This window comes from Alteribacillus sp. YIM 98480 (genome assembly GCF_009765375.1).
GTDB lineage: Bacteria > Bacillota > Bacilli > Bacillales > Marinococcaceae > Alteribacillus.
Genome location: NZ_VTOK01000007.1, coordinates 70,702 through 95,402, shown reverse-complemented (window position 1 = coordinate 95,402; position 24,701 = coordinate 70,702). Strand labels below are relative to the sequence as shown.

At 39.6% G+C, this 24,701-nt stretch carries 23 protein-coding genes and 1 pseudogene; 5 read left to right on the top strand and 19 right to left on the bottom strand.

Annotated features, from left to right (window positions below; all coding sequences use genetic code 11):
* Positions 1–19 precede the first annotated feature (19 nt).
* Both ccpA and FZF09_RS10520 read right to left on the bottom strand, forming a co-directional pair.
* Positions 20–1,021: a catabolite control protein A gene (gene ccpA, locus FZF09_RS10525; RefSeq protein WP_158736560.1), complete on the bottom strand. Its 1,002-nt coding sequence runs from the start codon at positions 1,019–1,021 to the stop codon at positions 20–22.
* 207 nt (positions 1,022–1,228) lie between these two features.
* Entirely contained in the window at positions 1,229–2,305 is a 1,077-nt protein-coding gene (locus tag FZF09_RS10520; protein ID WP_158736559.1) for a bifunctional 3-deoxy-7-phosphoheptulonate synthase/chorismate mutase, read from the bottom strand.
* 210 nt (positions 2,306–2,515) lie between these two features.
* On the opposite strand from FZF09_RS10520, the gene FZF09_RS10515 reads away from it, so the two are divergent.
* Positions 2,516–4,657 (top strand): cell division protein FtsA, encoded by a 2,142-nt coding sequence (locus FZF09_RS10515; RefSeq protein WP_158736558.1) that lies wholly within the window; start codon positions 2,516–2,518, stop codon positions 4,655–4,657.
* A 139-nt stretch (positions 4,658–4,796) separates the two neighbouring features.
* On the opposite strand, the gene FZF09_RS10510 is transcribed toward FZF09_RS10515, so the two are convergent.
* The 9 genes from FZF09_RS10510 to FZF09_RS10470 form a co-directional block, all read right to left on the bottom strand.
* A complete protein-coding gene (locus FZF09_RS10510) occupies positions 4,797–5,240 on the bottom strand; it encodes a YtxH domain-containing protein (protein WP_158736557.1) in 444 nt (147 codons plus the stop codon).
* Between the two features lie 6 nt (positions 5,241–5,246).
* The gene (locus FZF09_RS10505; protein ID WP_158736556.1) at positions 5,247–5,702 is read right to left on the bottom strand and encodes a DUF948 domain-containing protein; all 456 of its coding nucleotides are present in this window, start codon (positions 5,700–5,702) and stop codon (positions 5,247–5,249) included.
* A 357-nt stretch (positions 5,703–6,059) separates the two neighbouring features.
* Positions 6,060–7,361: a UDP-N-acetylmuramate--L-alanine ligase gene (gene murC / locus FZF09_RS10500; RefSeq protein WP_158736555.1), complete on the bottom strand. Its 1,302-nt coding sequence runs from the start codon at positions 7,359–7,361 to the stop codon at positions 6,060–6,062.
* Between the two features lie 173 nt (positions 7,362–7,534).
* Positions 7,535–8,203, bottom strand: a complete 669-nt coding sequence (locus tag FZF09_RS10495) for a hypothetical protein (RefSeq protein ID WP_158736554.1) — start codon at positions 8,201–8,203, stop codon at positions 7,535–7,537.
* Between the two features lie 39 nt (positions 8,204–8,242).
* Positions 8,243–9,337 carry a nicotinate phosphoribosyltransferase gene (locus tag FZF09_RS10490; RefSeq protein ID WP_158736553.1) on the bottom strand — a complete coding sequence of 365 codons (1,095 nt, stop codon included), beginning with the start codon at positions 9,335–9,337 and terminating at the stop codon, positions 8,243–8,245.
* A 183-nt stretch (positions 9,338–9,520) separates the two neighbouring features.
* On the bottom strand, positions 9,521–9,709 hold the full coding sequence (locus tag FZF09_RS10485) for a hypothetical protein (protein WP_091581654.1): 189 nt from the start codon (positions 9,707–9,709) through the stop codon (positions 9,521–9,523).
* Positions 9,710–9,898: 189 nt separating this feature from the next.
* The gene (locus tag FZF09_RS10480; RefSeq protein WP_158736552.1) at positions 9,899–12,721 is read right to left on the bottom strand and encodes a DNA translocase FtsK; all 2,823 of its coding nucleotides are present in this window, start codon (positions 12,719–12,721) and stop codon (positions 9,899–9,901) included.
* Positions 12,722–12,863: 142 nt separating this feature from the next.
* On the bottom strand, positions 12,864–13,481 hold the full coding sequence (gene ytpR / locus FZF09_RS10475; RefSeq protein WP_158736551.1) for a YtpR family tRNA-binding protein: 618 nt from the start codon (positions 13,479–13,481) through the stop codon (positions 12,864–12,866).
* Between the two features lie 78 nt (positions 13,482–13,559).
* Entirely contained in the window at positions 13,560–14,357 is a 798-nt protein-coding gene (locus FZF09_RS10470) for a DUF1444 family protein (RefSeq protein ID WP_158736550.1), read from the bottom strand.
* Positions 14,358–14,577: 220 nt separating this feature from the next.
* Here FZF09_RS10470 and FZF09_RS23335 point away from each other — a divergent pair.
* Positions 14,578–14,907 (top strand): annotated as a pseudogene (locus FZF09_RS23335) (HAMP domain-containing protein); the annotation flags it as partial.
* Between the two features lie 195 nt (positions 14,908–15,102).
* Positions 15,103–15,882, top strand: a complete 780-nt coding sequence (locus FZF09_RS23330) for a methyl-accepting chemotaxis protein (protein WP_370514451.1) — start codon at positions 15,103–15,105, stop codon at positions 15,880–15,882.
* Between the two features lie 30 nt (positions 15,883–15,912).
* Here FZF09_RS23330 and FZF09_RS10460 read toward each other — a convergent pair whose 3' ends face one another.
* Together FZF09_RS10460 and FZF09_RS10455 are read right to left on the bottom strand one after the other, a co-directional pair.
* The gene (locus FZF09_RS10460) at positions 15,913–16,242 is read right to left on the bottom strand and encodes a thioredoxin family protein (RefSeq protein WP_158736548.1); all 330 of its coding nucleotides are present in this window, start codon (positions 16,240–16,242) and stop codon (positions 15,913–15,915) included.
* 11 nt (positions 16,243–16,253) lie between these two features.
* Positions 16,254–17,264, bottom strand: coding sequence for a PTS sugar transporter subunit IIC (locus FZF09_RS10455; protein ID WP_158736547.1), 1,011 nt, complete (start codon positions 17,262–17,264; stop codon positions 16,254–16,256).
* Between the two features lie 134 nt (positions 17,265–17,398).
* Here FZF09_RS10455 and FZF09_RS10450 point away from each other — a divergent pair, with 134 nt between their 5' ends.
* Positions 17,399–17,845 (top strand): YtoQ family protein, encoded by a 447-nt coding sequence (locus FZF09_RS10450; protein WP_158736546.1) that lies wholly within the window; start codon positions 17,399–17,401, stop codon positions 17,843–17,845.
* On the opposite strand, the gene FZF09_RS10445 is transcribed toward FZF09_RS10450, so the two are convergent.
* The 3 genes from FZF09_RS10445 to FZF09_RS10435 all read right to left on the bottom strand — a co-directional run bounded on the left by FZF09_RS10445 (position 17,824) and on the right by FZF09_RS10435 (position 20,021).
* The gene (locus tag FZF09_RS10445) at positions 17,824–17,973 is read right to left on the bottom strand and encodes a hypothetical protein (RefSeq protein WP_158736545.1); all 150 of its coding nucleotides are present in this window, start codon (positions 17,971–17,973) and stop codon (positions 17,824–17,826) included. The genes FZF09_RS10450 and FZF09_RS10445 overlap by 22 nt on opposite strands.
* Before the next feature lie 429 nt (positions 17,974–18,402).
* Positions 18,403–18,927 carry a DUF84 family protein gene (locus FZF09_RS10440; RefSeq protein ID WP_158736544.1) on the bottom strand — a complete coding sequence of 175 codons (525 nt, stop codon included), beginning with the start codon at positions 18,925–18,927 and terminating at the stop codon, positions 18,403–18,405.
* A gap of 20 nt (positions 18,928–18,947) precedes the next feature.
* Positions 18,948–20,021: a M42 family metallopeptidase gene (locus tag FZF09_RS10435; RefSeq protein WP_158736543.1), complete on the bottom strand. Its 1,074-nt coding sequence runs from the start codon at positions 20,019–20,021 to the stop codon at positions 18,948–18,950.
* 140 nt (positions 20,022–20,161) lie between these two features.
* Between FZF09_RS10435 and FZF09_RS10430 the strand changes: the two genes are divergently transcribed.
* Complete coding sequence (locus FZF09_RS10430; RefSeq protein WP_091581631.1) at positions 20,162–20,467, top strand: PepSY domain-containing protein; 306 nt, start codon at positions 20,162–20,164, stop codon at positions 20,465–20,467.
* A 144-nt stretch (positions 20,468–20,611) separates the two neighbouring features.
* Here FZF09_RS10430 and FZF09_RS10425 read toward each other — a convergent pair whose 3' ends face one another.
* Genes FZF09_RS10425 through FZF09_RS10415 form a run of 3 tightly spaced genes read right to left on the bottom strand, consistent with a single transcriptional unit; the run spans position 20,612 to position 24,214 of the window.
* Entirely contained in the window at positions 20,612–22,504 is a 1,893-nt protein-coding gene (locus FZF09_RS10425; protein ID WP_158736542.1) for a PTS fructose transporter subunit IIABC, read from the bottom strand.
* 37 nt (positions 22,505–22,541) lie between these two features.
* Complete coding sequence (pfkB, locus tag FZF09_RS10420; RefSeq protein WP_158736541.1) at positions 22,542–23,462, bottom strand: 1-phosphofructokinase; 921 nt, start codon at positions 23,460–23,462, stop codon at positions 22,542–22,544.
* Positions 23,459–24,214, bottom strand: coding sequence for a DeoR/GlpR family DNA-binding transcription regulator (locus tag FZF09_RS10415; RefSeq protein ID WP_158736540.1), 756 nt, complete (start codon positions 24,212–24,214; stop codon positions 23,459–23,461). The genes pfkB and FZF09_RS10415 overlap by 4 nt, the downstream gene beginning before the upstream one ends.
* Positions 24,215–24,701: the final 487 nt, after the last annotated feature.

Below are 24,701 nucleotides of genomic sequence, written 5' to 3'. Positions count from 1 at the left end.
TCAAACTAGAGAAAATCGTTTAAAATGAAGTGGAGTCTCTGTACTCCAAGCGATGCGGAAGTTCAACCACTTCATCTTGTACGTCCTCTTTATTCATATATTTTGTTAACAGGCGCATAGAGACAGCACCGATATCATACATAGGCTGAACCACAGTGGTCAGAGTCGGACGTACCATGGTTGCAAGACGTGTATTGTCAAAACCAATGACTTCTACTTCTTCTGGCACCTTAATGCCATCATCTTGCAATCCATGAATAACACCTAGTGCCATCTCATCTGTTCCCGCAAAAATGGCAGTAGGCGGGGTGTCCAGCTTTCTAAGCTCCTGTACAGCTTCAATGCCAGAATCATAAGTATAGTCCCCTACAGCAACCAGCTTTTCATCAAAGCCTTGTCCGTGTTCTTCACAAGCTCTTTTATATCCGCTGAATTTCTGATAGCCATTTACTGGGTCTTCCAATGAGCCAGATACCATCCCTACTCTCTTATGACCAGCTTCAAATAATTCTGTTACAGCATCAAAAGCTGCTTGGTGGTAATCAATGTTTACAGAAGGTATTTCTTTATTTTCATCTAAAGTGGCGGCTAATACAACAGGAACAGGTGAGCGTTTAAATTCTTCTACATGCTCAGAAGTGATCTCGCCTCCCATGAATAAAATGCCGTCCACTTGTTTTTCAAGCAGAGTGTTAATAAGATGAATTTCTTTTTCTTTATTCTGGTCAGAGTTACTAAGGATAATATTGTACTTGTACATCGTCGCAATATCCTCAATTCCTCGTGCTAATTCTGCAAAAAAGATGCTTGAAATATCCGGGATTATTACTCCGACTGTGGTAGTCTTTTTGCTGGCAAGACCACGAGCCACTGCGTTAGGACGATAACCCAGCCTTTCAATTGCGTCTAGCACCTTTTTTCTAGTTGCTGGCTTAACATTAGGATTTCCGTTTACTACTCTAGAAACCGTAGCCATAGAAACGCCTGCTTCTCGTGCTACATCGTAAATGGTTGTATTCACTCCGAAAGCCTCCTCTTTCTTCCTTTCATTAATTTTCATAATGTAGTGTTATCATATTATAACTATAGGAGGTTCCGCAATTCCTTTCCCTAGTTATATCGGTATGTTCACCAAATTTTACACTATTTTATACTAAATACGGTAATTTTTATAACTTATTCTTACGGAAAAAACGCCTTCCTTGTTTCAGGAAGACGTCATTTCTTATTATAATTTGTATAAACCGGATTCGCGCAATGACTGCATGAACTCACGGAATTGCGGGATATCCATTTGCTGAGCAGAGTCAGACAATGCTACGGCCGGGTCTGGGTGAACTTCTGTCATCACTGCATCTGCTCCAATGGCAAGCGCTGCTTTCGCTGCCGGAAGCAGCAAGTCACGTCTGCCGGTAGAATGCGTGACATCGGCCATTACTGGAAGATGTGTTTCTTTTTTCAATACTGGAACAGCGGAGATATCCAATGTGTTTCTGGTTGCTTTCTCAAATGTTCTAATACCGCGTTCGCATAACATTACATTTTCGTTACCTTTTGCAAGAATATATTCAGCAGCTTTAATAAATTCATCAATGGTTGCAGATAGACCTCGTTTCAAGAGAACTGGTTTCTTTGCACCACCTGCTTCTCTTAGCAAATCAAAGTTTTGCATATTACGTGCACCGATTTGAATAACATCGAGATATTCAGACGCTTCTTCTATATCTGCTGGTGTCATTACTTCACTAATCACTACCATATCCAATTCGTCTGCTACACGTTTCAAGATTTCTAGTCCTTCAATTCCAAGACCTTGGAAATCGTATGGAGAAGTACGAGGCTTAAATGCGCCGCCGCGAAGAAGTTTTAAACCTTGTTCTTTCATAGCTGAAGCTACTTCATACACTTGTTCGTAGCTTTCTACAGAACATGGTCCGGCAACTAATCTTTGGGTTCCATCGCCAATTTTTTCTCCTTTAAGGTCAACAATGGTATCCTCTGCTTTTTTCTTTCTAGATACAAGCAGTGCTTTTCGATTATCGTCTTCTTGAAGCTCTAAGCTTGCTTGAAAGATTTGTTTAAATAAATGCTGCAGCGTAGATGTTTCAAACGGCCCTTCGTTATTTTCGGCGATCATATCAAGCATGTTTCTTTCTCTTACCGGGTCAAAGCGTTTTTGGCCGCTTTTACTTTTCACCTGACCTATATCCTGAACAAGACGAGCGCGCTCATTTATTAAATCTAATAGTTTCATATTTACATCGTCTAGCTGTTCTCTTAATGCATCCAATTGTTCGTTACTCATTTTCTCCACTCCTTAAGCGTAGTTTCCATTTTTTCTGTTATGTGTTACATTTCTTAGTGATTAGGGACTATTATATACGAAGAATCACTGGATGTCATCCCTTTTCACTTTATTAATTAAACGCTTTTAAGTGTTAAAGTGAAAATGGTTATTATATCAATGGTTTTGCTGTTTTGTAAATTTTATTTTTTTTTGGAGGGTGGTCCATTTATGAAGACTGGCGGTGAAAAATTATTCGCGTTGGATATCGGCACCCGTTCGATAACTGGTTTGATTTTAAAGCAGACAGATGAAGGCTATGAATTACTTGACATCGAAACGCGAGAACATAGAGAACGTTCTATGATGGATGGACAAATACATAATATCGTTGCTGTTGCCAGTGTTATACAAGAAGTAAAAGAAAACCTCGAAGAAAGACATGGAAAGCTGCAAAAAGTATGTGCCGCTGCAGCAGGCCGGTCATTAAAAACACAGCGAGCAAAAATGGAGATAGATATTGCTTTACAAGCATCAATGGCAGAAAAAGAAATTGTTCCGCTTGAGCTCGGTGCAGTCCAAAAAGCTCAACATATTCTAGCTTCTGAAACCCCAGAAGGGCAAAGCTTTCATTATCATTGTGTTGGTTATTCAGTCGTCGCTTACTATCTAGATGACGAGGAAATCGGAAGCTTAGTTGATCAGTCAGGAGAGACCGCTTCTGTCGATGTTATTGCAACGTTTCTGCCTAAAGTAGTAGTTGAATCCTTATTAAATGCGCTGCAAAGAGCCGACCTTGTACTAGAAGCTTTAACGCTTGAGCCGATAGCTGCGATTAATGTATTGATTCCTCCTTCCGTGAGAAGGCTTAATGTCGCTTTAGTCGACATAGGTGCAGGCACTTCTGACATTGCCATTACCGATGTAGGTACCGTTACTGCTTATGGGATGGTTCCCGTTGCAGGAGATGAAGTTACTGAGTCACTAAGTGATCATTTCCTGCTTGACTTTCCTGATGCAGAAAAAGTAAAAAAAGAATTAACCACGAAAAAAGAAATTAACATTATCGATATTTTAGGGATGGAAACAACGCATTCTTATGAAGAAGTTTTGCAGCCTATCCGCTCGGTTATTCAACAACTTGCTTCTGAAATAAGTTCCGAGATCATAACGCTAAATGGAAAGCCTCCTAAGGCAGTTATGCTTGTTGGAGGCGGCAGCATGACACCAGAAATTGTTAAACATCTCAGTGAGGCTCTAGACCTTCCTGAAAACCGTGTCGCTGTTAGAGGAATTGATGCTATTAAAAACCTTATCTACCATCAAACGGAGCCTGGCCCAGAGCTTGTTACACCTGTAGGAATAGCAATAGCAGCCAAAGAACATCCAGTAGAATACATCCCTGTTAAAGTAAATGAAAAATCTTTACGTTTATTTGACGTTAAAACCTTATCCGTTGGCGATGCCATATTAGCATCTGGCCTTTCGATTCCAAAATTGCACGGTAAACCCGGGCCTGCCACTGTCGTTACATTAAACAAACAACTAGTTACAGTGCCTGGAACACGCGGAGAACCACCGGTTTTATTAAAAAATAAAAAAGCAGCTGATTTTAAAGACAGTATTTCTTCTAATGATGAAATCAGGGCAGAAAAAGGAACAGACGGATCACCAGTAAACGCAACATTTAAAGATTTAATAGATGAATTTCCTTGTTTACAAGTTACCATTAATCAAAAGAATTATTCGATTCCACCCTTATTAAGAAAAAATGGCAGCATAACAAATAGCAATACAAAAATAAAAGATAGAGACGTGCTTGAGTGTCAGGTACCGGCATCCATTATAGAAATATGGGAGATCATGGGGTGGACCGTTCCTTCATGTAAAGAGCGGACTTTGTATTTAAATAACAAAACTGTTTCCTCTATGACCTCTCAACAAATGTTAACCATCAATGGAGAGCCTGCCAACATGAATCACCCTGTATATTCAGGAGATGATATTCGTTTGCATACGGGGAAAGAAGATATTACTGTAAAAGACATTTTGCAGCAAGAAAACATTCAGACTTCTTCTTTTGTACATGTAACTTTTAATGATAAACCTGTATTAATGGAAAAACAGAACGTACGGGTAACAATAAATGAAGAAAACGCAGATATACATGATGTAATACATGATTTAGATGAAGTAAAAATAATTCCTTTATCTGCTTCCTTTATTGTGCAGGATGTATTTAACTACGCAGACGTGGATATAAGCAAGACGACGTTTCAGAAATGGACATTATTAAAAGATGGAGAACCTGCTGCTTTTTCCGACGAACTTGCAGGCGGAGAGCATATTGAACTTAAATTTGTTCATGCATAATTGAATACTGTGAAAAAGAAAGTGCAGCTATATCCTAGAGGACACGCGGTTTAGCAGAAAGTATGGAATGAGGATCAGCGAATGACTGGGTAACAAAATATTCCGCAGACGTGGAAATCTGCGGAATGTTTACTATTTCTTATCGGTTGGCTTGCTGTTCTACGGACGTTTGCAACTCTGTTACGTCCTCTTTCACACTTTCAGACATTTCTTTTTCTGCTTCATCTAAATTATTTGAAAGCTCATCGGCTAACTCATCAGCCGTTTTTTCCTCGTTTCCATTTGAGGATTTTACATTAGAGGTTGCTTCTTTTACACGGTCATAGAGCTGAGTAGATTGATCCGAGACATTTCTTGCAAAATCTGAAGATTTTTCTCTCGCCATTGTAGCCCATTCTGACCCTTTTTCATATGCATTTGTAGTAAATTCACTCGTTTTTTCACGGGCTGATTGAGCTCCTTCTGTTAAATCGCCCCGTAACTCTTTTCCTGATTTAGGAGCCAGCATTAATGCAGAACATGCTCCAATTATTCCGCCAATAAGAGTTCCTATTACAAAATCCTTCGTATTCATATCTGACATGAAACATCACCCTCCTGTAAAATAAGAATTTTCTTTTCGTTTTTCCTCTTTTTCCTGCTTTTTCGTTTGCCATTTTGCATAAAGGTCAATTGCTGCATTACCCCACTGCATGGCTTGAGCTACTTGTTCAGACTGCTGTTTAGATTGGCGGGATACTGTCTCAGACATATCACGAAAAGAGTGGTTAATAGAATCAAGCGAGTCTCCAACATTTTTAAGAGATGCAAACAAACCGTTCAATGATTCGGTTTTATGCTGTACATCTTCTGCAATCATATTGGTTTTTTGAACTAATTGTTCAGATTCTTTTGTAATTCCTTGCATTTGATTTTCAAAGCGTTCTAGGGTTAATGATACTCTTTCCATAGTACCCGTTGCTGCTTTTAAGGTTTTAATTACATAAACGGCAAGCGCTGCTATGGATAGTGCTACAATCAATACACTTATGTAGATGATTTCCATTGAACGATTACACCTCCCTATTTGAGTTTACCACTTTTTCTTGATTCTGAAACGTCGATTATTCCCCCAAGCCATAGCGGATCTAATTTCATATAGTTAGTTTTCGATAGGGGACTTCTTAAATCCTTCTTATGCGTTTAGAAAACTTGGTTGATGCAGTTCGCAGCACTGAAAAACCAGCTTTCCATCTATTATTTTCCTGGACAGTTAGAATAACTGGCTTTCCGCCGAGTCCTATGGGCGGAGACGTAGTTTTATTTATACTTTGATCTTTTAACAAAGTTAAACATTTCTAAAGGGTAAAGAAAATCCGTTTCCTGCTTTTCGTGTGACAGCAGAAACGGATTAATCACTGTTTTATTCGGTTTTACTTTTTTCGTATGCATCCTGAAACTTTTGTATGTCACCTGCACCCATAAATAAAAGAACTCCGCTTTCATGGGAAGTGAGCTGATGAATATCTTCTTCTGAAATAATTGTTGACCCTGGAATCTTATCTTGTAAGTCTTCAATAGTAAGAGACCCCTTTTGTTCTCGGGCAGAACCAAAAATATCACACAAATATACGTAATCAGCAGCTTTTAAACTTTCTGCAAACTCATCTAAAAATGTTTGCGTTCTTGAGAAAGTGTGCGGTTGAAACACAGCTACAATTTCCCGCCCAGGGTACTTTTGCTGAGCTGATTCCAACGTGGCTTTTATTTCGGTAGGATGATGAGCATAATCATCTACAAGTATCTGCTGACCAAATCTTTTCTCCGTAAATCTCCGTTTCACGCCTGGAAACGAAGCAAGCTGTTCTTTCATTACGGAAGCTGGAACCTCTTCATAATGACAGAGAGCAATAACTCCTAAAGCATTTAGCACATTATGTCTTCCATATCCCGGAATAGTAAACGTTCCAAAACGATCTCCACGGATCTGTAAATCAAATGTTGTGCCGTTTTCATCGTATTGGATATTGTCTGCATTAAAATCATATTTCCCATCAATGCCATAATACATAATCGGAACGGGAGCATTCAACGTTTGCAAATGTTCATCGTCTCCACAAGCCACAATTCCTTTTTTAACCTTTGTTGCCATTTTTTCAAATGCAGATACAACATCATCGATATCTTTAAAGTAATCGGGATGGTCGAAATCTATATTTGTCATGATAGCGTAGTCAGGCTCATATTGAAGAAAGTGGCGTCTGTACTCACAAGCTTCAAACACAAAAAAACTGCTGTTTTCTTCCCCTTTTCCCGTTCCATCTCCTATTAAGTAGGAGGTCGGTTTGTATGCACCCAAAACATGAGCAAGCAGTCCGGTGGTAGAAGTTTTTCCATGAGAACCTGCAACAGCTATGGATGTAAATTGTTCAAGAAACTGCCCTAGAAAATAAGGATAGCGCTGTACTGGAATTCCAAGTTCTTGCGCCTCTTTAACTTCTACATTATCTTCTCCATAGGCAGCTGAAGCAATTAATGTTTGATCTTTTTTTATGTTGTTTTTTTGAAAAGGATAAATAGGTATTCCCTTATTTTCTAAAGGGACCTGCGTAAAAAAACGCTTTTCCACATCGGACCCCTGTACGGTCAAATTCATATCGTGAAGGATTTGAGCAAGCGCACTCATTCCTGATCCTTTTATGCCTATAAAATGATAGGTTGTCATAATTATGGCCCTCCATCTCATCCTACTGCCCGTTATTTAAACAGGCTCCAAACACATCGAAGTTTCCTTCTAGGTTTGTTATGTAACGGTGTTTTTTGCGCTTTTCCTATTATATCAGAAACATTCACCCGCTCCAATAAACGAAATACAACAGCAAACAGTTTGTCATTCTTTTAATATTTCTCGTAATCAGCATATGTCATAAGAGAAACACCATTTTCTTTCATAAACCGTAAGCGCTGGTGTTCTTCTTCTTTTGCTTGAATGGTATCCCGCCAATGCATGATTACGCTGTTATCCCGAGGCACTCGCAATGGAATGACCGGGCTTATTAAGCGATTTTCAAATCCGCAGCGTATCGATCGTGTTAGAAAATAAGGTGCAGATATATCAAGTGATATACTTGAATCCTGTAAAATAGTCAGCTTTTTCTTCTCATCTTTTAACCATGATTTTGCTGTCAGCTCAGATTGTTCTTTCTTCACTAGGTGATAGGGCTCAAGGGAAGCGGTAAGCATGAGTCCGCTTAATTGGACTTTAGCGGATGACAATTGGTCTGCTCTTTCCTTGATATACATATCGAACAGCCTTGTACCTATAACCGTGATATAATCAAAGACAAACCAATCTTCAAAATATTTCTTCCACGGCCGACTTTCTATTTGCTCTAACGGACATCCTGTCTTTTTTGAAAAAAGATGTTTGGCCCTGACTTTTTCCCGTAAATTTGTGTGATAAGCAAGCCATTCATCATAAGAGTGGAGTAAATCTTTTAAATCCCTATCCGCTCGCTGTTGTTTACTTTTACGATATTCTTTAAAATCAGGCAGTTCCGGAGCCATATTCAAGACCCCTTTCCGTGCTTTCTATCATGGTGATTATCAAGCTTTTTCCAAGCGGGGATTTGCCCGGTATTCTCGTCCTGCTTTTGCTTCATGACGACCGTTTAATTTTACATTGTCACCAGTAAAACCAATATTTATTTTCAACAAGCTGCTTCCTACTCCATACATATCAACAGGTACATTCTGCTCTTCATATTCTTTTATTCTATCCACTGTGAAGCCTCCGCTTGCCATAATCTTCACATGGCCGAATCCTTCCTCATCAAGAGAACGCCTTAAAGCAAAAATTAATTCTGGGTTAACGCCGCGAGGATCAAATGCTCCCATTACTTCTGGATGACGGCAGAAATAATGGTCGACAATGTTATTAGAAGTATCGAGCCGAACACCCTTTAAATGTTCTCCAAATTCACGGGCTACTTTTAAAGAATCATTAATCACATCATTATTATAATCCACCAAAGCAATGAGATCATCTTCAGGGTATGTTTCGGTGTACGCTCTTGAGGCAGCGACAATATCACCTTCAAACAATTGGATTAAAGCATGAGGCATCGTGCCCATACCTCTTTTTCCCCACCATTCACTCATAGCATGGGTTGCCTGGGCTTTGGACCCTCCTATATAAGCAGCATATCCATCTCCTGCCTGCTGCGTGAAATGGTCATCTCTGTCTCCCATGAAAATCACAGGCTTTTGCTTTCCTGATTGCCTTGCTGCTTTCACCACATTATATACATTTGTAGCGACAGATGTGCGGCGTGCAAAAATGCCATCTATAATCCCTTCTAAAAACCCAAAATCCTGATAAGGCCCTGTAATAGTCAGTACTGTTTCAAATGGCTTTATTTTATCTCCATCTTCAAGCGAGTAAATTTCTAACTCATCTGGATTTTTTGAAAAAGTTTTAATCAGCGCGATCACTTCATCCGTTCCACAAAGAACAGCTTGCGATTTTTGAAAAAACTGCATCGTAACAACATCGTCTGATTTATACTTCTCAGCAATTTCTCTCGTTTTCAAAAAATAAACAGCAGAAAACCAGCCTTCCCTTACCCGTTCATCAAATTTAAATGTTTTATTTGTTAGTCTTTTTATTTTCCCTTGCATTTTTAATTCGATTTCTTTCATGTCCCTACTCCTTGTTCTTCCTGTTATGTTTATATATGACTTGGCTGCATATCAGAAAAAGCTGCCTCAAAAGAAGGCATGCTTCAAAAAAGGATGGGCCCTCTTTTCCACACGCACTCTATACTTTTGAGACAGCCCCGGTGTTTTGCTGCTTTTGTTTCTGTGCGAAGACACACTTCCTAATTAATGGGGCACAGAACTCTTGCCGCGTTCCATAATAACAGCCTCTACGATTTCTTGTACATCTGTTTCACTAACATCACGCAAACCATCCTGAAGAACAATTGGTACGTTTCGTTCTTCTTTCTTCAACAATGCTAAACCTTGCGGGTACATAAATTCCAATAATACTTCAAGCTGAATCTGTTCCATAAGAGCTCCTCCTTTATTTAAGAAGTCGACTTACGTAAAAATTCAGCCTTTACTGCATATCTTGCTGCATCGGAAGATATATCTATTAGATTGTCAAAAGGCTGGCTTGATGCAATAGATCTGTGTCACTTCCTATCATATAGAACCTTGAAACGAATGACAAGAAAAAAAGGCTTAAAACTTTAGTCACTATGTTAGTATATTTTCTTCTATTTCGTTATATGACATGAGAACTCGGCGTGGTTTACTTCCCATTGATTCTGAAATAATCCCTCTGTTTTCCATCATATCGATCAGTTTGGCCGCACGATTATACCCAATAGAAAATCTCCGCTGCAAAGACGAAGAAGAAGCACTTCCCTGTTCTGCAATAAATTTACAAGCCTCTGGAAATAATTCATCTCCGCTTTCTTCCTGATCAACTTTTTTTATTAAGTCATTTCGATTAAACATGTAAGAAGGTTTGCGCTGTTTTTTTATAAAATCAGTGACAGCATCTATTTCTTCATCCGTCACAAACGTTCCTTGAACTCTGATCGGCTTTGGCGTTCCATTTTCATGGAAAAGCATATCCCCTTTTCCAATCAGTCTTTCCGCTCCTCCCATATCCAAAATAGTGCGAGAATCTGCCTGAGAAGATACAGCAAACGCTGTCCGGCTCGGGATATTGGCTTTAATTAACCCGGTAATAACATCTACGGAAGGACGCTGTGTTGCCAGGAGCAAGTGAATTCCGCAAGCTCTTGCTTTTTGGGCAATGCGGCAGACAGCATCCTCCACGTCCTGTGGGGAAACCATCATTAAATCAGCCAATTCATCAATAATAATAACAATGTAAGGCATCTTTTTTTCTGGGCAGCCATGCTGAACCATACGTTCATTGTATTTTTTTATATCTCTTACACCTTCATGAGCAAGTTTTTCGTACCTGCCTTCCATTTCTGCCACTGCCCATTTTAAACCAGCCGTTGCTTCTTTCGCATCGTTAATAACAGGCGTAACAAGATGAGGAACTTCTTTAAAGGAAGCAAGCTCTACCATTTTAGGGTCTATCAGCATGAGCTTTAACTCCTCTGGAGAAGCCTTGTAAAGCAAGCTGAGCAGAATCGAGTTAATACATACACTTTTTCCTGAACCGGTGGCACCAGCAATTAATCCATGAGGCATTTTTTGCAGGTCAGCTACAATCGGATTTCCTGAAATATCAAGACCCATCGCTACCGTTAAAGGCGATTCGCTTCGGGTGAAAACGTCTCTTCGTAAAATTTCTCTTAAAAATACAGGTGTGCTTTCCGGGTTTGGAACTTCAATGCCAATTGCATTCTTTCCAGGAATAGGAGCTTCCATTCTCAAGTCCTTAGCCGCTAAAGCAAGTTTGATGTCATCTGTTAGATTGGTAATTTTATTAACCTTCACTCCAGGTGCAGGCTGTACTTCAAATCTTGTTACGGAAGGTCCTTTTGTTACATCAACTACTTTTGCATTTACATTAAAGTTATGAAGAGTCGCTTCTAATTGATCTTTTTGTGCCTGCAAAGCTTCCCCGCCGTTATCTTCCTTTCTCGGAGGAACATTTAATAAGTGCAGTCCGGGAAATTGGTATGAACCGTTATCGTTATTCGTTTTTGCTTCTTTTTTATGTTTTTTATATTTATCACTAGGATACATCAAAACATTAAAAGGAATGCTTGGTTTTTGCTTTTTATTCATTTTTTTCCGATTTTCATCTTTTTTATCTGCCTTATCATTCACGGAATGATTTTCAACACTAGTTTGTTTTGCCGTTTCAGGCCTGCTCTCTTCTTCTTGGACCGGTACAGCCTTTTCATTCTCTTTTGAATGGTTGCCATCAGAGGATTTTTCATCTTCAAATGCTTCACGCCCGCCTTTGATAGAAGACATTTCCTCCCTCACTAAAACTGGTTCACTGCTGGTTTTTTCTTCCGTTTCCTCTTCTATTCTTTTGTTCTCTATGTCGTCAAAAACCTCTTGGTCTTTCTCTTTTGAATCATAGTTAACGTCAGAAGATAATTCATCCTCAAATGCTTCACCGCCGCCTTTGATAGAAGGCGTTTCCTCCCTTACTGGAACTGGTTCACTGCTGATTTTTTCTTCCGCTTTCTGTTCTTCTATTCTTTTGTTCTTTATGTCTTCAAAAACCTCTTGGTCTTTCTCTTTTGAATCATAGTTAACGTCAGAGGATAATTCATCCTCAAATGCTTCACGGCCGTCTTTGATAGAAGGCGTTTCCTCCCTTACTGGAACTGGTTCACTACTGATTTTTTCTTCCGCTTCCTCTTCTATTCTTTTTTTCTCTGTGTCTTCAAAAACCTCTTGTTTATTCTTATAAAAAGTCCAAAAGGCCTCTTCAGAAACAATGGCAGCATCGCCTTTATCTTCATTTGGTTTAGGTTCTGGCTTTTGTCTAAGTTGTTCAGTTAAAGGCTCAATCGATTCATTTTTCTTTTTCAAATTTTCAGGATGAAGCGGGACTTTTTCAAACCCAAAAACGGGGGAGGGAATATCCTCTGGCGCAAAATCATTTCCTTGGAAATACGTCCGTTCTGTCTGTTGTTTTGTGAATGCTTCATTAGAAGACACTTCCTGTTCTTTTTCCATGTCGTTGCTTTTTTCCAAGGGTTCCGTTTCATTATTTGTTTTTTCTGCATGCCGGCTGAATGGCCTGCTCTGATAAGAATGTTTCGTATCCGTTGTTGTGGCAGACACTTCCGGCCTGGAAGTGGTGGTTCTTGCTGGTCTTTTTTGCTCCCGGTAGTTCGTCAACTGCGTTTTTTTATCGTCCACATCCATTGGAAAACGAAACTTACCTTGTTTAGGGTATTGGTGAAATATTTTTGCCCCTGATTGTCGGTCATGTAAAACGCGCGGTTTGGATTCTAGTTTTTTAGAAGAACTAGAAGCGGTCGTTTGCTGAGAATAGTGTGCTTCTTTTTCCTCGCCGAACATAAAATCTTGTAATCTTTTTATCATTCGTTGAAAGGAACCGGCCATTTTACCATCTCCTTTTTCTATAATTAACCAATATGTAGTTATATCTGTTAGCTGATCCTTATTTTAATTGTAAAGGAGCAAGAAAAAAACCACTAGCCCCTGCCAGTGGTTTTTGTAATATCCTACCTTTGCATCAGCCGGTTCAACGGTGATATTGAAGCAAAAAATCGCTTCCCGTCTCATAATGATCGTCTAATACGAGAATGCCCTTTTCTTTTGGTGCATCCTGCAGTACAAGTTCTTTAGCTGAACAAATCATTCCATTAGAAGCAACACCGCGCAGTTTGGATTTCTTTATTTTCATCCCTGTAGGCATTACTGCTCCTGGAAGTGCTACAACTACTTTTTGTCCTTTATCAACATTCGGAGCTCCGCAAACAATTTGATGTGTTTCCTGTCCAGTTTCCACTTGACATACACTTAATTTATCCGCATCAGGATGTTTTTTCTTGTCTTTTACCATCCCTACTACAAAAGAAGGATTTTCCGGAAGCTCTAATGTTTCTTCAAATCCGTTCACTTTTAATGCCGTTTGTATTGTATCGATCAGTTCTCCAGTAATAGGCAGCATTCCGGATTCTTTGATGTTTCCGTACTCCGATACGTTGAAAATATGATAGCCTGCAGTATCCCCGCTATCTTTATGGTAAAGTCTTGCTGCATCACCTTTTCGTTCCACCGCTCGTCTATCTTTATCAATTTCTTTAAGTGAAACGAGGAGCGTATCTCCTATTCCCTGCTTGTTATAAAATACATTCATCGTAGCTCTTATCTCCTTCATCTCATCATTTCCGTTTCATATTCTACCATAACCTCATACGTGCCGCGAATGTCTTTTTTATTTCTGAGGTTTTTTGCGGGCGAGGATGAAAATAGGCTCTAATTTTTTATTTTCATACAAAAATGGGAGAGCTGTAATAGGAACCCGACCGTTGGAAAAAAAGCGAAAAGCGAGCTGTCCTAGAATATCATACCCTTGTTTGTTGCGAATATCTGCAAAAATCAGTACGTCCTGATGCGGCACAGCAACCGCCGTGTCCCCTTCCATTTTTTTATTCATTTCTTCTACGAAATTTTCATTTAAAAGACGGCTCGCATCGTAACCATCATTTGTGTTTACAAAGTAAAAGATATTGCCAGCAACTTCATCGGTCTTATAGGAAATTTCTACTGCACGAATGTTAAAGAGTGCTGTTTCTTTTATCTGATCTATTGTGTATCCTTCTTGCTCGATTGTTTCCTTTTCAAGCATGGTGTAGGCTTCGCCCATATCAAGAGCATAATAAATTCGTGTTTCCGCAGTATGTTCCGTGTATAAAAGCTCCTTGCCATCCTTTGTTTCTGTTGGAAAGGAGGTGGAACGAATAACGGGAAATATATTTTTTTCTTTTCCTTTAAGAACCACTGCTCTTTCCATCGCTTCAAACGATCCATTAATATAATGGACAGCATCCTCTAATGCCTGTTCTTTGTTTTTTTCATGCTTTGCGAGCAGCTTATTTAAATCTAATTCCACCCCTTTTTTTAAGGCAGTATGATCTACACGTAACATACTTTTTTCTTTATCAAAAGCAAAAGAACGATTTTTACCGGCCAATCGTTTTTCTAATTTATTTCGAAATTCAGTTATATCCACTGAGCATCCTCCTTCATTTCTTCCTAAAAACGGCCATTTTAAACTTGTTATAGTTTAACATGCCTCGAATGTTCATAAAAATGTTCCGCCCAGATTCGTCCATGCCCAAAAATAATTCATAAGTTTTGATTTTTTAGGTTTGAAAAAGTACTATCAAGGAAATATAACTTTGTGCCCAAGTCTTTCGTCGGTACAACACTAATAAAGGAGGAGATTATATATGTCATTTTATAAGCGATTAACCTTTCGTTTCATTTTAGCTATTGTGCTCGTCTTATTGTTTAACAGCACCATTTCTAATATTATTCTATCAGCCATAGAATCAGCCCCTGTAAACTTGGGAGTATTAGGTGTCTTGCTGAATAACTTTATGAACATCATCATATCTACTATTATTTTAGCTTTGCTGTTGCATTTTCTCATATTGAGTCCTATCCGCTCTATGATTAAAAAAATGGAAAGATTTGAAAATGGAGATATCGACGCAGAGGTCAATGTAAAACGAGACGACGAAATTTCCCAGCTTGGCAGCCGTCTTAACTCATTATTTGAAAGCATAAGAAATCACCATAGGAAGCAAGAATACCAGCTAAAAAAAGTCGAATCACAGAGTCAGCAAATCTTTGAACAAGTCGATAACCTTACTGAGAAAATAAGCAGTGTAAATAACACGTCAGAACACATCACAACTCAAAATTCAGATCAGCTTGCCACGTACGAAGAGACATCAAGTGTAACAGAAACGATGAGTGAAAAGCTCGACCATATTTCTACAAAGTTAAACGAGGTTTCATATTCTTTTCAGACAGCAGAAAAAGAATCAGTTAAAGGAAAAGAAGATGTGGAAAAAATCGGGACAATGATAAGAACGCTGACCAATCGATCAGAAGAAACAAAAGAAATGATGCAAGGTCTGACGACAGAAGCACTGAAAATTCGTGAGGTCATCTCTATTATTAACGATATTTCAGAACAAACGAATCTATTAGCTTTAAATGCTTCCATAGAAGCAGCAAGAGCTGGTGAACATGGAAAAGGGTTTGCGGTTGTAGCCGAAGAAGTTCGTAAACTTGCTGAGCGATCCGGTGATGCAACCAACCGTGTTACCGAAACAATTGAAGGAATTATCACTAACGTGAATACTTCTGTTGAGAAAACCGAAGAACATTCCAATCATATTCAGAAAAGCGCCGATCAAATCGAAACAATGAACGAACGGTTTGAGAGTATCATGTCTATATTACTGTCAAATACTTCTATTTTGAGAGAAGTGAATGAAGACACAAGTTCTGTTAATGAATCAGGCAGTGAAATTGCGAAAGCATTAGAAAATGAAACGAATAATGTAGAAAAGACGAATGAACGGCTGTTGACATTAAATGACTTTATTGAACAACAGTTATTAAGTGCAGAAAATATTCGCACTGCCCTTGAGCAGCTTAAAAATGATTTCTCAGAAAATGAAACGTCTCCTGCTTCTTCATCAGAAGAACCGTCTTTCGTGCCTGTTTCAAAAACAGCTTAAAAAACTCGCCGTCTGGCGAGTTTTTTGTATTTATTGATCTAAATGGATTTTCGTTTCATTTAAAAATTGCTGCACCTCATCGGGAGTTTTTTTCGTTTTACTTACAAATCGATGGATTTCTTTTCCTCGATGAAAAGCAATAAAACTTGGGATTCCAAATACATCATATTCTTGGCAGACATCGATGAGACGGTCTCTATCAACATGGTAGAATGCAAAATCATTATTTTCTTTTTCAATTTCCGGTAATGCCGGCTCTACCGCGCGACAGTCAGGACACCAGTCAGCAGAAAACATTACAACAGCCCTATCCTGGTTTATAACATCCTCAAACTCTGTCCGTTCCTCAATATTGACCACAAGAGAACCTCCTAACCTTGCTCTAACTTCATATCTCCTAGTGTAATCCAATTTCGTTTCCTCATCCACTCAGACAAAATAAGACTTACTATGGCAGGTCCGATAATATGTAAGAGAATAATTCCCCATAAAACGTGAGAAGTAAAACCCATTACTGAAAACGTCATGATTTGTCCAACTAACCCGCTCGTTCCCATTCCTGCTCCTGCTGCATTATTTTCTAATAAAAATACCATCGTGGAAAGCGGTGCGAATACAGCCCCAGCTGCTGTAGGCGGGATTAAAATAAGCGGATTTTTAATAATATTAGGAACTTGCAGCATAGATGTACCAATCCCAAGAGCAGCAAGACCTGCTATACCATTTTCTCTATAGCTGCTCACAGCAAAACCAACCATTTGTGCAGAACAGCCGACTGCTGCTGCCCCGGCTGCAATACCTTCAAGCCCTATCATAATAGCAATGGCGGCACTTGAAATAGGAGCTGTTAATGCAAGACCCATTAATACAGCTACTAAAATGCCCATAATAAAAGGCTGTTGGTCTGTCGCCCACATAATAAGCTCCCCAAACCCAATTAATCCTGTATTAATAACCGGTCCTAGAAAATAAGCAATAGAAAAACCTGATCCGATGGTGACAAAGGGAGTAACAATAATATCAAGCTTTGTTTCTTTAGAAACGAGTTTTCCAATCTCTACAGATAATAAAGCTGCAATAAATGCTCCTGCTGGTCCTCCAAGCTCAGCTCCCGCTGCGCCGCTTACGATTGCCGAGAAAAGTATAAGCGGAGGTGCTTGCAAACCATAGGCAACCGCTGCTCCAATAGCAGGGCCCATTAAATCCATCGCTAATGTTCCCATCTCCATAAAAAAAGACCATTGCAGCTGCTCTCCTATCGTATTAATAATTAATCCAATAATGAGCGATGAAAACAATCCAAGTGCCATATAGCTTAAGGCTGTAACCGTATATGTCTTTACAGATAACTTTACACCTTTGCGTAAAAAAAAGGACTTCATCGTTTCCCCCCTAAGTAATCGCATGTGATGATTTTCACTTTCTTTCATCATACCTCGTTTGCATTTTCATAAGCAAGAATATTATGATTTAATTATTAGATTTTTCACATAGCAATGTAGAGGAGGAACTAAAAATGGAATTAAATGTTTACTTAGCAGGACAAATTCATGATGATTGGCGTGAGGAAATTCGTCAAAAAGCAGAAGAAATGGAGCTGCCTCTTCATTTTACCGCTCCAATGGAAAACCATGATCGTTCCGATAACATCGGAGAAGAAGTTATCGGTCAGCAGCCAGACAAGATATTAAAAGATGAAGCGGCTTCTAGTTTAAACAATCTTCGTACACAAATATTAATGCAAAAAGCCGATGTTGTGATCGCTTTATTCGGAGAAAAATACAAACAATGGAATACAGCTATGGATGCAGGTACAGCTATCGCTTTGGGAAAACCGCTCATTTTGATTCGTCCGCAGGAACTTCATCATCCCGTAAAAGAAATTGCTAATAAAGCTCAAGTTGTCGTAGAAACAAAAGAACAAGCATTGCAGGCATTATCCTACGTATTTGAAACAAAATGATTAAGAAAAGCGCAAGCGCCTTGCTCACGAGCGACAAGTCCTGGAGGGTCGGCATATGGAAAGCTGATCTTTGCTTTCCATTGACGAACCGAAGGAATCTCGAGCGAGTAGGCGCTGAAGCTAGACATCAAAAACGCCTAAATGCTTTCTTACCCAATTAAAAAAACTACGGTTTCCGCCAAGTCCAAATGGCGAAACCGTAGTTTTTCTTAGATTGCCAGTACCAGCATCCGATCACTTGACAAATAGGTAGTTTATCGACTTTTAACTAAGAGACAGACTGCTTTTAAAAAGAGCTATTTCATAAGTCAGTTCTCGGCAAGCGCTGCTGAAATATAGTCGCTTTCACCCTCAGATCAAAAGTGGAACATCTCTCCAGCTCAGTTTGCTCGTTCTCATAGTGTCTTCTTTGCCGCGGACGGCGGTTCAGCCACCTTGTGAGCAAAACCTTTACTGCGGGGTCTTCACACTGTCGGTTTCTCCGCGCAGGAGTCTCGCATATATTCCAGTTAGATAACCACCATATCCTAACTAACCTTTTGAGAAGCTCCCTTTTGTTAGGACTCATTTAGTATTTGAGAAAATTTCCATTGTCCGTACAATAACCATACAATGTGAGCAAACATATCCGCGCGCGATATGAAACCGTTAGAAAAAATGCCAACCGCACCTTCATTGTGGCTGACTCCTTTCTTGTTTGTGTACGCCTCCATCATTGTTTTTAATTCTTCTCCCTTATAAAGACCTTCGGCAACTTCTTCCGGCAAGAGAATCTTAGCACCGGCGGCAGTGAATAGTCCGCCCTTTTCATCAGCAAGCGCTCCCCAGTTGCACAGATATAAACCATCTTCCATTGGCTCGACACCGCCTTCAAGCCCAATTCCGATGACTGCATCCATGCTAAGGGCTGATTTTGCTCTGTGGACTGCTCCTTTTTTTGTTTCTTCCTCAGAAAATGGCTGATCAGACACAGCAGTCTCCACGCTGTACCCTTTCACAATATACTCTTCCCTTGGGAAAACATTTGCGGCAGCTTGTATTTTGGCGTTGTTTTTAGAGCCTATTGCTATTACTTTTTCCATATTTCTCGCCACTTCTTTCCTTAAACACCTTTTCTAATTTGCTCGACCGTACTCGTGTCAGTCGTCTCTACCAGTTTCACGATTAACTCTTTGGCAGCTGCATAGTCATCAATGTGAAGAATGGACGCCGACGTGTGAATATACCTCGAACAAACTCCTATCACAGCAGAGGGAACACCTTCATTTGCCATGTGAACACGCCCGGCATCGGTACCGCCTTTTGAAACGAAAAACTGATAAGGTATATCATTTGTTTCTGCTGTATCAAGTACAAATTCACGCATTCCATGATGGGTCACCATCGTTCTGTCAAAAATACGAAGCAATGCTCCTTTGCCAAGATGACCAAATGCATCTTTTCCTCCGGTGGCATCGTTTGCCGGACTGGCGTCTAATGCATAAAAAATATCTGGATCAATCATATGAGAAGACGTTGCTGCTCCTCTTAACCCGACTTCTTCTTGAACAGTAGCGCCAGAATATAAAATATTCGGGTGGTCTTTTTCTTGCAGTTCTTTTAGAAGTTCAATGGAAAGACCGACCCCATACCGGTTATCCCATGATTTAGCTAGAATTTTTTTCTTATTTGCCATCGGTGTAAACGGACAAATAGGAACAATTTGCTGACCTGGCTTTATTCCGATATTTTCCGCGTCATTTTTATCATCCGCTCCAATATCTATGTACATTTTTTTTAACGGCATAGGTTTTTTCCGCTGCGCTTCATCAAGCAAATGCGGGGGTGTGGAACCAATGACACCTATTACAGGTCCATTATCAGTCATAATCTGCACTCGCTGAGCAAGCAGCACCTGGCTCCACCAGCCGCCAAGTGTTTCAAAACGAATAAGTCCTTTTTTATTTATTGACTTCACCATGAAGCCAACTTCATCCATATGTCCGGCTACCATTACCTTTGGACCGCGTGAAGTTCCCCTCTTGACGCCAAAAATGCTGCCTAATTTGTCTTGAACAATGTCGTCACTGTATTTTTCCAACTCACCTTTTAAATAGTTTCTGACGTCATGTTCAAATCCAGGGGCTCCCGGAAGCTCTGTTAACGTTTTAAACATTTCCTGAGTTTCTTGATTCATAACAGTCTCCTTTCTCACTTTATTACATATATTTTACCGAACCCCCTTGTTTTTTTCTACCGCATCCAGATTAGCGTTTGGAAATTTGCTCCGTTTAGGCTATACTTGAGAGAAAGCAAATAGGAAAGGCAGGTATATGTATGAAGGTAAGAGATATCCTTATTGGAGCAGGTATTGGCTTTTTAGCAGGTTATGCACTTAAGGAATATGCTGGCGGAGAACAAATTTCTCCTGAGAAAGCACTAAAAACAGTTAAAGAAAATATTCAGGATCATATTCCTGTCAACGGTTCCTGGATTCATATGACAGCAGAAAATTATAAAAAAGACGACCTGGAATACAAAGTTTACCGGGGTGGTATTTCAAGTACTAAAGAAGGCGAAACCAAACAAATGGATTTTATTGTAGATGCGAAAACTGGTACGATCTTAGAACTTTCTTCCTAATGTACAAAAGAGAAAATGGGCGCGGTTTATTTAAACCGCTGCCTTTGTTACATTTTAAGGATGTTAAGCAATTTAGAAAAACTTCGCTTACTGCCATATAAAAAACAAGGCTCTCACCATTGGTGAAAACCTTGTTTTTTTCATTTATGGACGTAGCGGCCTTTTTAAAAATCCTACTAATAATGCTGTTACCACTGTACCAATCAAAATGGCGAGCACATACAACCAAGGACTTCCACCTTGTATAGCAGGAATAACAAACACCCCTCCGTGAGGTGCTGGCAGACCATTTCCAAATAACATCGCAAATGCTCCAGCAGTAGCAGAACCAGCTATGATCGACGGAATTACTCGTCCTGGATCTGCAGCTGCAAATGGAATAGCACCTTCTGTAATGAAGAAAGCCCCAAGAAAATAGCTTGAAAAACCCGCATCTCTTTCTTCTTTTGTAAACTTCTTTCTAAATAGAGTGGTAGCAAGGGCAATCCCAAGAGGAGGCACCATCCCGCCTGCCATAATAGCTGCGTGCGGAGCGTAGTTTCCAGCATCAATCATAGCAATTCCAAATGTAAAGGCTGCTTTGTTGATAGGACCTCCCATATCAACTGCCATCATACCGCCTAGAATGAGGCCTAAAATAACAATGTTTCCAGTTCCCATGCCATCAAGCCAGTTTTCTAAAAATGTATTAAAAACACTGATTGGCTCGATAATGACAAAATGCATGAGCATGCCGACGATAAATATGCTTAGTACGGGATAAAATAAAATCGTTTTAATGCCGTCTAATACTTTTGGCAGCCCTGCTAATGCTTTTTTAAGCAAGATCACTACATAACCAGCAAGAAAACCGGCAATCAAACCACCTAAGAATCCTGCTCCTCCTGTCGTAGCCATTAGACCACCTATCATACCAGGAGCAAAGCCTGGACGATCTGCTATACTCATAGCGATAAAACCAGCAAGTACAGCCACCATTAAACCAAACGCATGGTCTCCACCAATAACACTTAACGCTTCTGCAAACGGATGATAGCTTGGATCCTCTGGATCGGCCGCATTAATTCCAAAAAAGAAGGAGATAGCAATTAATACACCGCCGCCGACAACGAATGGCAGCATGTTAGAAACACCATTCATTAAATGTTTATAAAAGCCTTTTCTGCCGCTGCTATCGCCAGAGCTTTCCTCCTGGCCTCCGCCAGAAGCTCTGTAAATAGGAGCTTCACCATTTTTAGCCTGTGTTAACAATTCTTCCGGGCGGCGAATCCCGTCAGTCACACCTTTTACTAACACTGGTCTTCCATCAAAGCGGTCCATTTCTACTTTTGTGTCAGACGCAACAATAATAGCGTCTGCTTTTTCTATCTCTTCGGCGGAAAGACGGTTTTTTACTCCGTCTGACCCATTGGTTTCGACTTTAATGGATAAGCCCAGTTCTTTTGCTTTGTCTTTTAAAGAATCTGCTGCCATGTACGTATGAGCGATACCTGTTGGACAACCAGTCACAGCAAGAATGCTTGGAGTATCTGCACCTTTTTCTTCCGCTGTGCTTTCTTCTGTTTCTTCTTCTCCTAATTTCTCTTTTTCTTTTTTGTCAATCAATGTAATAATTTCATCTTCTGATTCGGCATGAATCAGGTCACTGCGAAAAGACTCATCCATTAAAAGAGTAGACAATCTTGACAGCGTCTGCAAATGATCTTCATTTGCACCTTCACTTGCAGCAATCATAAATACAAGATGTGCAGGCTGTCCGTCAAGCGATTCATATTCTGCTCCATTTTTTGAACGCCCAAACGCAATCGCTGGCGTTTTCACAGCAGCTGTTTTTGCGTGCGGAATGGCAACCCCTTCTCCAATCCCAGTGGAACTCTGAGCTTCGCGGGCAAGAATAGCTTCTTTAAAATCATTCTTGTCGTTTAGTCTGCCTGCTGAATCCAATTTTTGAACAAGTTCATCAATGACCCCGTCTTTTGTAGTAGATTCAAGATTTAATACCATCGTATCTGTTTTTAACAGCTCGGTAATCTTCATCGATTTCACCTCTTAAAAAAATACTGAAAAACACTTATTACTCATACAAAACTGCTGTTTTAATTTCTTTATTCATTTGTTCAACTTCTTCTTTTGTACAAAATGTTTCTGAAAAAGCAGTGGCACTGCCGGCCGATACAGCAAATGCTAAAACTTCGTCTGGATGATTAGACAATAGATGTTTAGCGATAAAACCTGCTACTAAGGAATCTCCCGCGCCAACGGAATTTACAGCTGGACGTTCAGGAGGTTTTGCTTGGTATGCTTCATCGCCATGTAAGTAAACAGCACCTTCGCCCGCCATTGAAATAACGGCATGAGAAATGTCAAAGTCATCAAGCAGCTTCTTCCCATATTGAACTGCTTCTTCTACGCTTGAAATAGAAACGCCATACAGTTCTGCCAGTTCTAAATGATTCGGCTTAACAAAATATGGGCTTGCTTCTAATGCTTTTGTTAAAGCTTCGCCACTTGTATCCAGGTAAACCCGAATGCCCTTCTCATTCAATCTGATCATAAGCCTCTTGTACGTATCAGTTGGAAGCATGGAAGGAAGACTTCCTGCCACTACAAGCTGATCTTCATTATCAAGCAGTGCTAATCTGCTTTCTAAAGAGCGTATATCATCTTCATATATAGAGGGGGAAGCACCGTTTACTTCAGTCTCTTTTCCGCCTCTAATTTTTACGTTAATACGGGTATCTCCATTAACCTTTACAAAATCTGTTTCAATGTTTTCTTGCTCGAGCACATTTTCAATGTAGTCACCGGTAAATCCCCCTGTAAATCCTAACGCAGTACTTGAAACCCCTAATCTTTTCAAAACGCGTGACACGTTAATCCCTTTTCCACCCGGATATTTCAACTCATTTTTGGTGCGATTGATGCTGCCTTCTGTAAAATCAGCAACCTCCACTACGTAATCAAGAGCTGGATTCAATGTCAGTGTATAAATCATAAATTCACAACCTTTACTACTGTTTCTTGTTGTAATGTTCGCAGCTGCTCAGCTTCTGCCTTACTTGATGTAATAATATAAGCGTTCTCAATAGGAGCGACGCTGGAAAAAGAAACTTCCCCTATTTTAGAATGATCTGCAAGAACATAAGATCTAGACGCTAATGTAATAGCTGTTTTCTTTACTCCCGCTTCATCCGGGTCGGGTGTCGTAAAACCCTGTTTGGCGTCAATCCCGTTCATCCCAAGAAAACAGGCATCAAAACGAAACTCTTTCATCGATTCTACTGCTTTGCCGCCAGCTAAAGCAGCTGTATTAGGTTTTGCTTTTCCGCCTGTCACATACGTCTCAATTCCTTGCTCTAATAGCAGAGGGACATGTTGAATCCCATTCGTCACAACTACTACGTCTTTGCCGGCTAAAAAAGATATCATTTCAATTGTTGTCGTTCCTGCATCTATGAATAAACAATCTTTATGTTCAACAAGAGCACTGGCAGCAGCTGCCATCGATTTTTTCTCCGCTTGGTTTACACTCTTTTTTTCAGACATACTTGGTTCTTCAGTTTTACGTTTAGAAAGGGAGGCCCCGCCGTGCAATCGTTTAATATAATTTTGTGATTCTAAATCAGTGAGGTCTCTTCTTATGGTAGATTCAGAAGCTCCCGTTGCATTTACTAATTCCTGCACCGTAGCTACTTCCTGCTTTTCGAGGACAGATAGTATAGCATCTTTTCTTTCTATATTGAGCAAGGATTATGATGCCTCCTTCCTTCTTATGGAAAACGCTTACTCGATTTTATCTCTTTCTAGTATATAATCGCTTCCTTTCAAAATCAATCAAAAATAATCATTTAATCTTTTTCATTTGATTGAAATCGATCAATTAAATCCCGATAAAGCTTGTGTTCCATACATTACTATGAATATAACTGGCTTTTCTATAAAGTATTAAAAAAACTCGGATTGTCGTCAAATTTAGGGTACCTAAAGAAAACTCACAGAGATGTGGCGAGGGTAAGACCGAATTTCATTCACAAACAACTTAAAATAACAGTCTATCCTGATAAAATCACTAACTTTAGATTTATTCCTGTATCTTGAATTGCAAGTAGGCAATATTCCTAGCTTGGGTGTGAATGATGAAGAGAAAAGCTGGTATTTGTAAAATAACCTTATATATTAAGACACAAAAATCTTAATGGAGTTAATTTAGTAACTAATAATAGACAGAGTTTTA

Bases quoted from the DNA above. Each gene is read 5' to 3' on its own strand.
- FZF09_RS10520 (WP_158736559.1), bottom strand. From the start codon at position 2,305: ATGAGTAACGAACAATTGGATGCATTAAGAGAACAGCTAGACGATGTA.
- FZF09_RS10515 (WP_158736558.1), top strand. From the start codon at position 2,516: ATGAAGACTGGCGGTGAAAAATTATTCGCGTTGGATATCGGCACCCGT.
- FZF09_RS10510 (WP_158736557.1), bottom strand. From the start codon at position 5,240: ATGTCAGATATGAATACGAAGGATTTTGTAATAGGAACTCTTATTGGC.
- FZF09_RS10505 (WP_158736556.1), bottom strand. From the start codon at position 5,702: ATGGAAATCATCTACATAAGTGTATTGATTGTAGCACTATCCATAGCA.
- murC (WP_158736555.1), bottom strand. From the start codon at position 7,361: ATGACAACCTATCATTTTATAGGCATAAAAGGATCAGGAATGAGTGCG.
- FZF09_RS10495 (WP_158736554.1), bottom strand. From the start codon at position 8,203: ATGGCTCCGGAACTGCCTGATTTTAAAGAATATCGTAAAAGTAAACAA.
- FZF09_RS10490 (WP_158736553.1), bottom strand. From the start codon at position 9,337: ATGAAAGAAATCGAATTAAAAATGCAAGGGAAAATAAAAAGACTAACA.
- FZF09_RS10485 (WP_091581654.1), bottom strand. From the start codon at position 9,709: ATGGAACAGATTCAGCTTGAAGTATTATTGGAATTTATGTACCCGCAA.
- FZF09_RS10480 (WP_158736552.1), bottom strand. From the start codon at position 12,721: ATGGCCGGTTCCTTTCAACGAATGATAAAAAGATTACAAGATTTTATG.
- ytpR (WP_158736551.1), bottom strand. From the start codon at position 13,481: ATGAATGTATTTTATAACAAGCAGGGAATAGGAGATACGCTCCTCGTT.
- FZF09_RS23330 (WP_370514451.1), top strand. From the start codon at position 15,103: ATGAGTGAAAAGCTCGACCATATTTCTACAAAGTTAAACGAGGTTTCA.
- FZF09_RS10455 (WP_158736547.1), bottom strand. From the start codon at position 17,264: ATGAAGTCCTTTTTTTTACGCAAAGGTGTAAAGTTATCTGTAAAGACA.
- FZF09_RS10450 (WP_158736546.1), top strand. From the start codon at position 17,399: ATGGAATTAAATGTTTACTTAGCAGGACAAATTCATGATGATTGGCGT.
- FZF09_RS10445 (WP_158736545.1), bottom strand. From the start codon at position 17,973: ATGTCTAGCTTCAGCGCCTACTCGCTCGAGATTCCTTCGGTTCGTCAA.
- FZF09_RS10440 (WP_158736544.1), bottom strand. From the start codon at position 18,927: ATGGAAAAAGTAATAGCAATAGGCTCTAAAAACAACGCCAAAATACAA.
- FZF09_RS10435 (WP_158736543.1), bottom strand. From the start codon at position 20,021: ATGAATCAAGAAACTCAGGAAATGTTTAAAACGTTAACAGAGCTTCCG.
- FZF09_RS10430 (WP_091581631.1), top strand. From the start codon at position 20,162: ATGAAGGTAAGAGATATCCTTATTGGAGCAGGTATTGGCTTTTTAGCA.
- FZF09_RS10425 (WP_158736542.1), bottom strand. From the start codon at position 22,504: ATGAAGATTACCGAGCTGTTAAAAACAGATACGATGGTATTAAATCTT.
- pfkB (WP_158736541.1), bottom strand. From the start codon at position 23,462: ATGATTTATACACTGACATTGAATCCAGCTCTTGATTACGTAGTGGAG.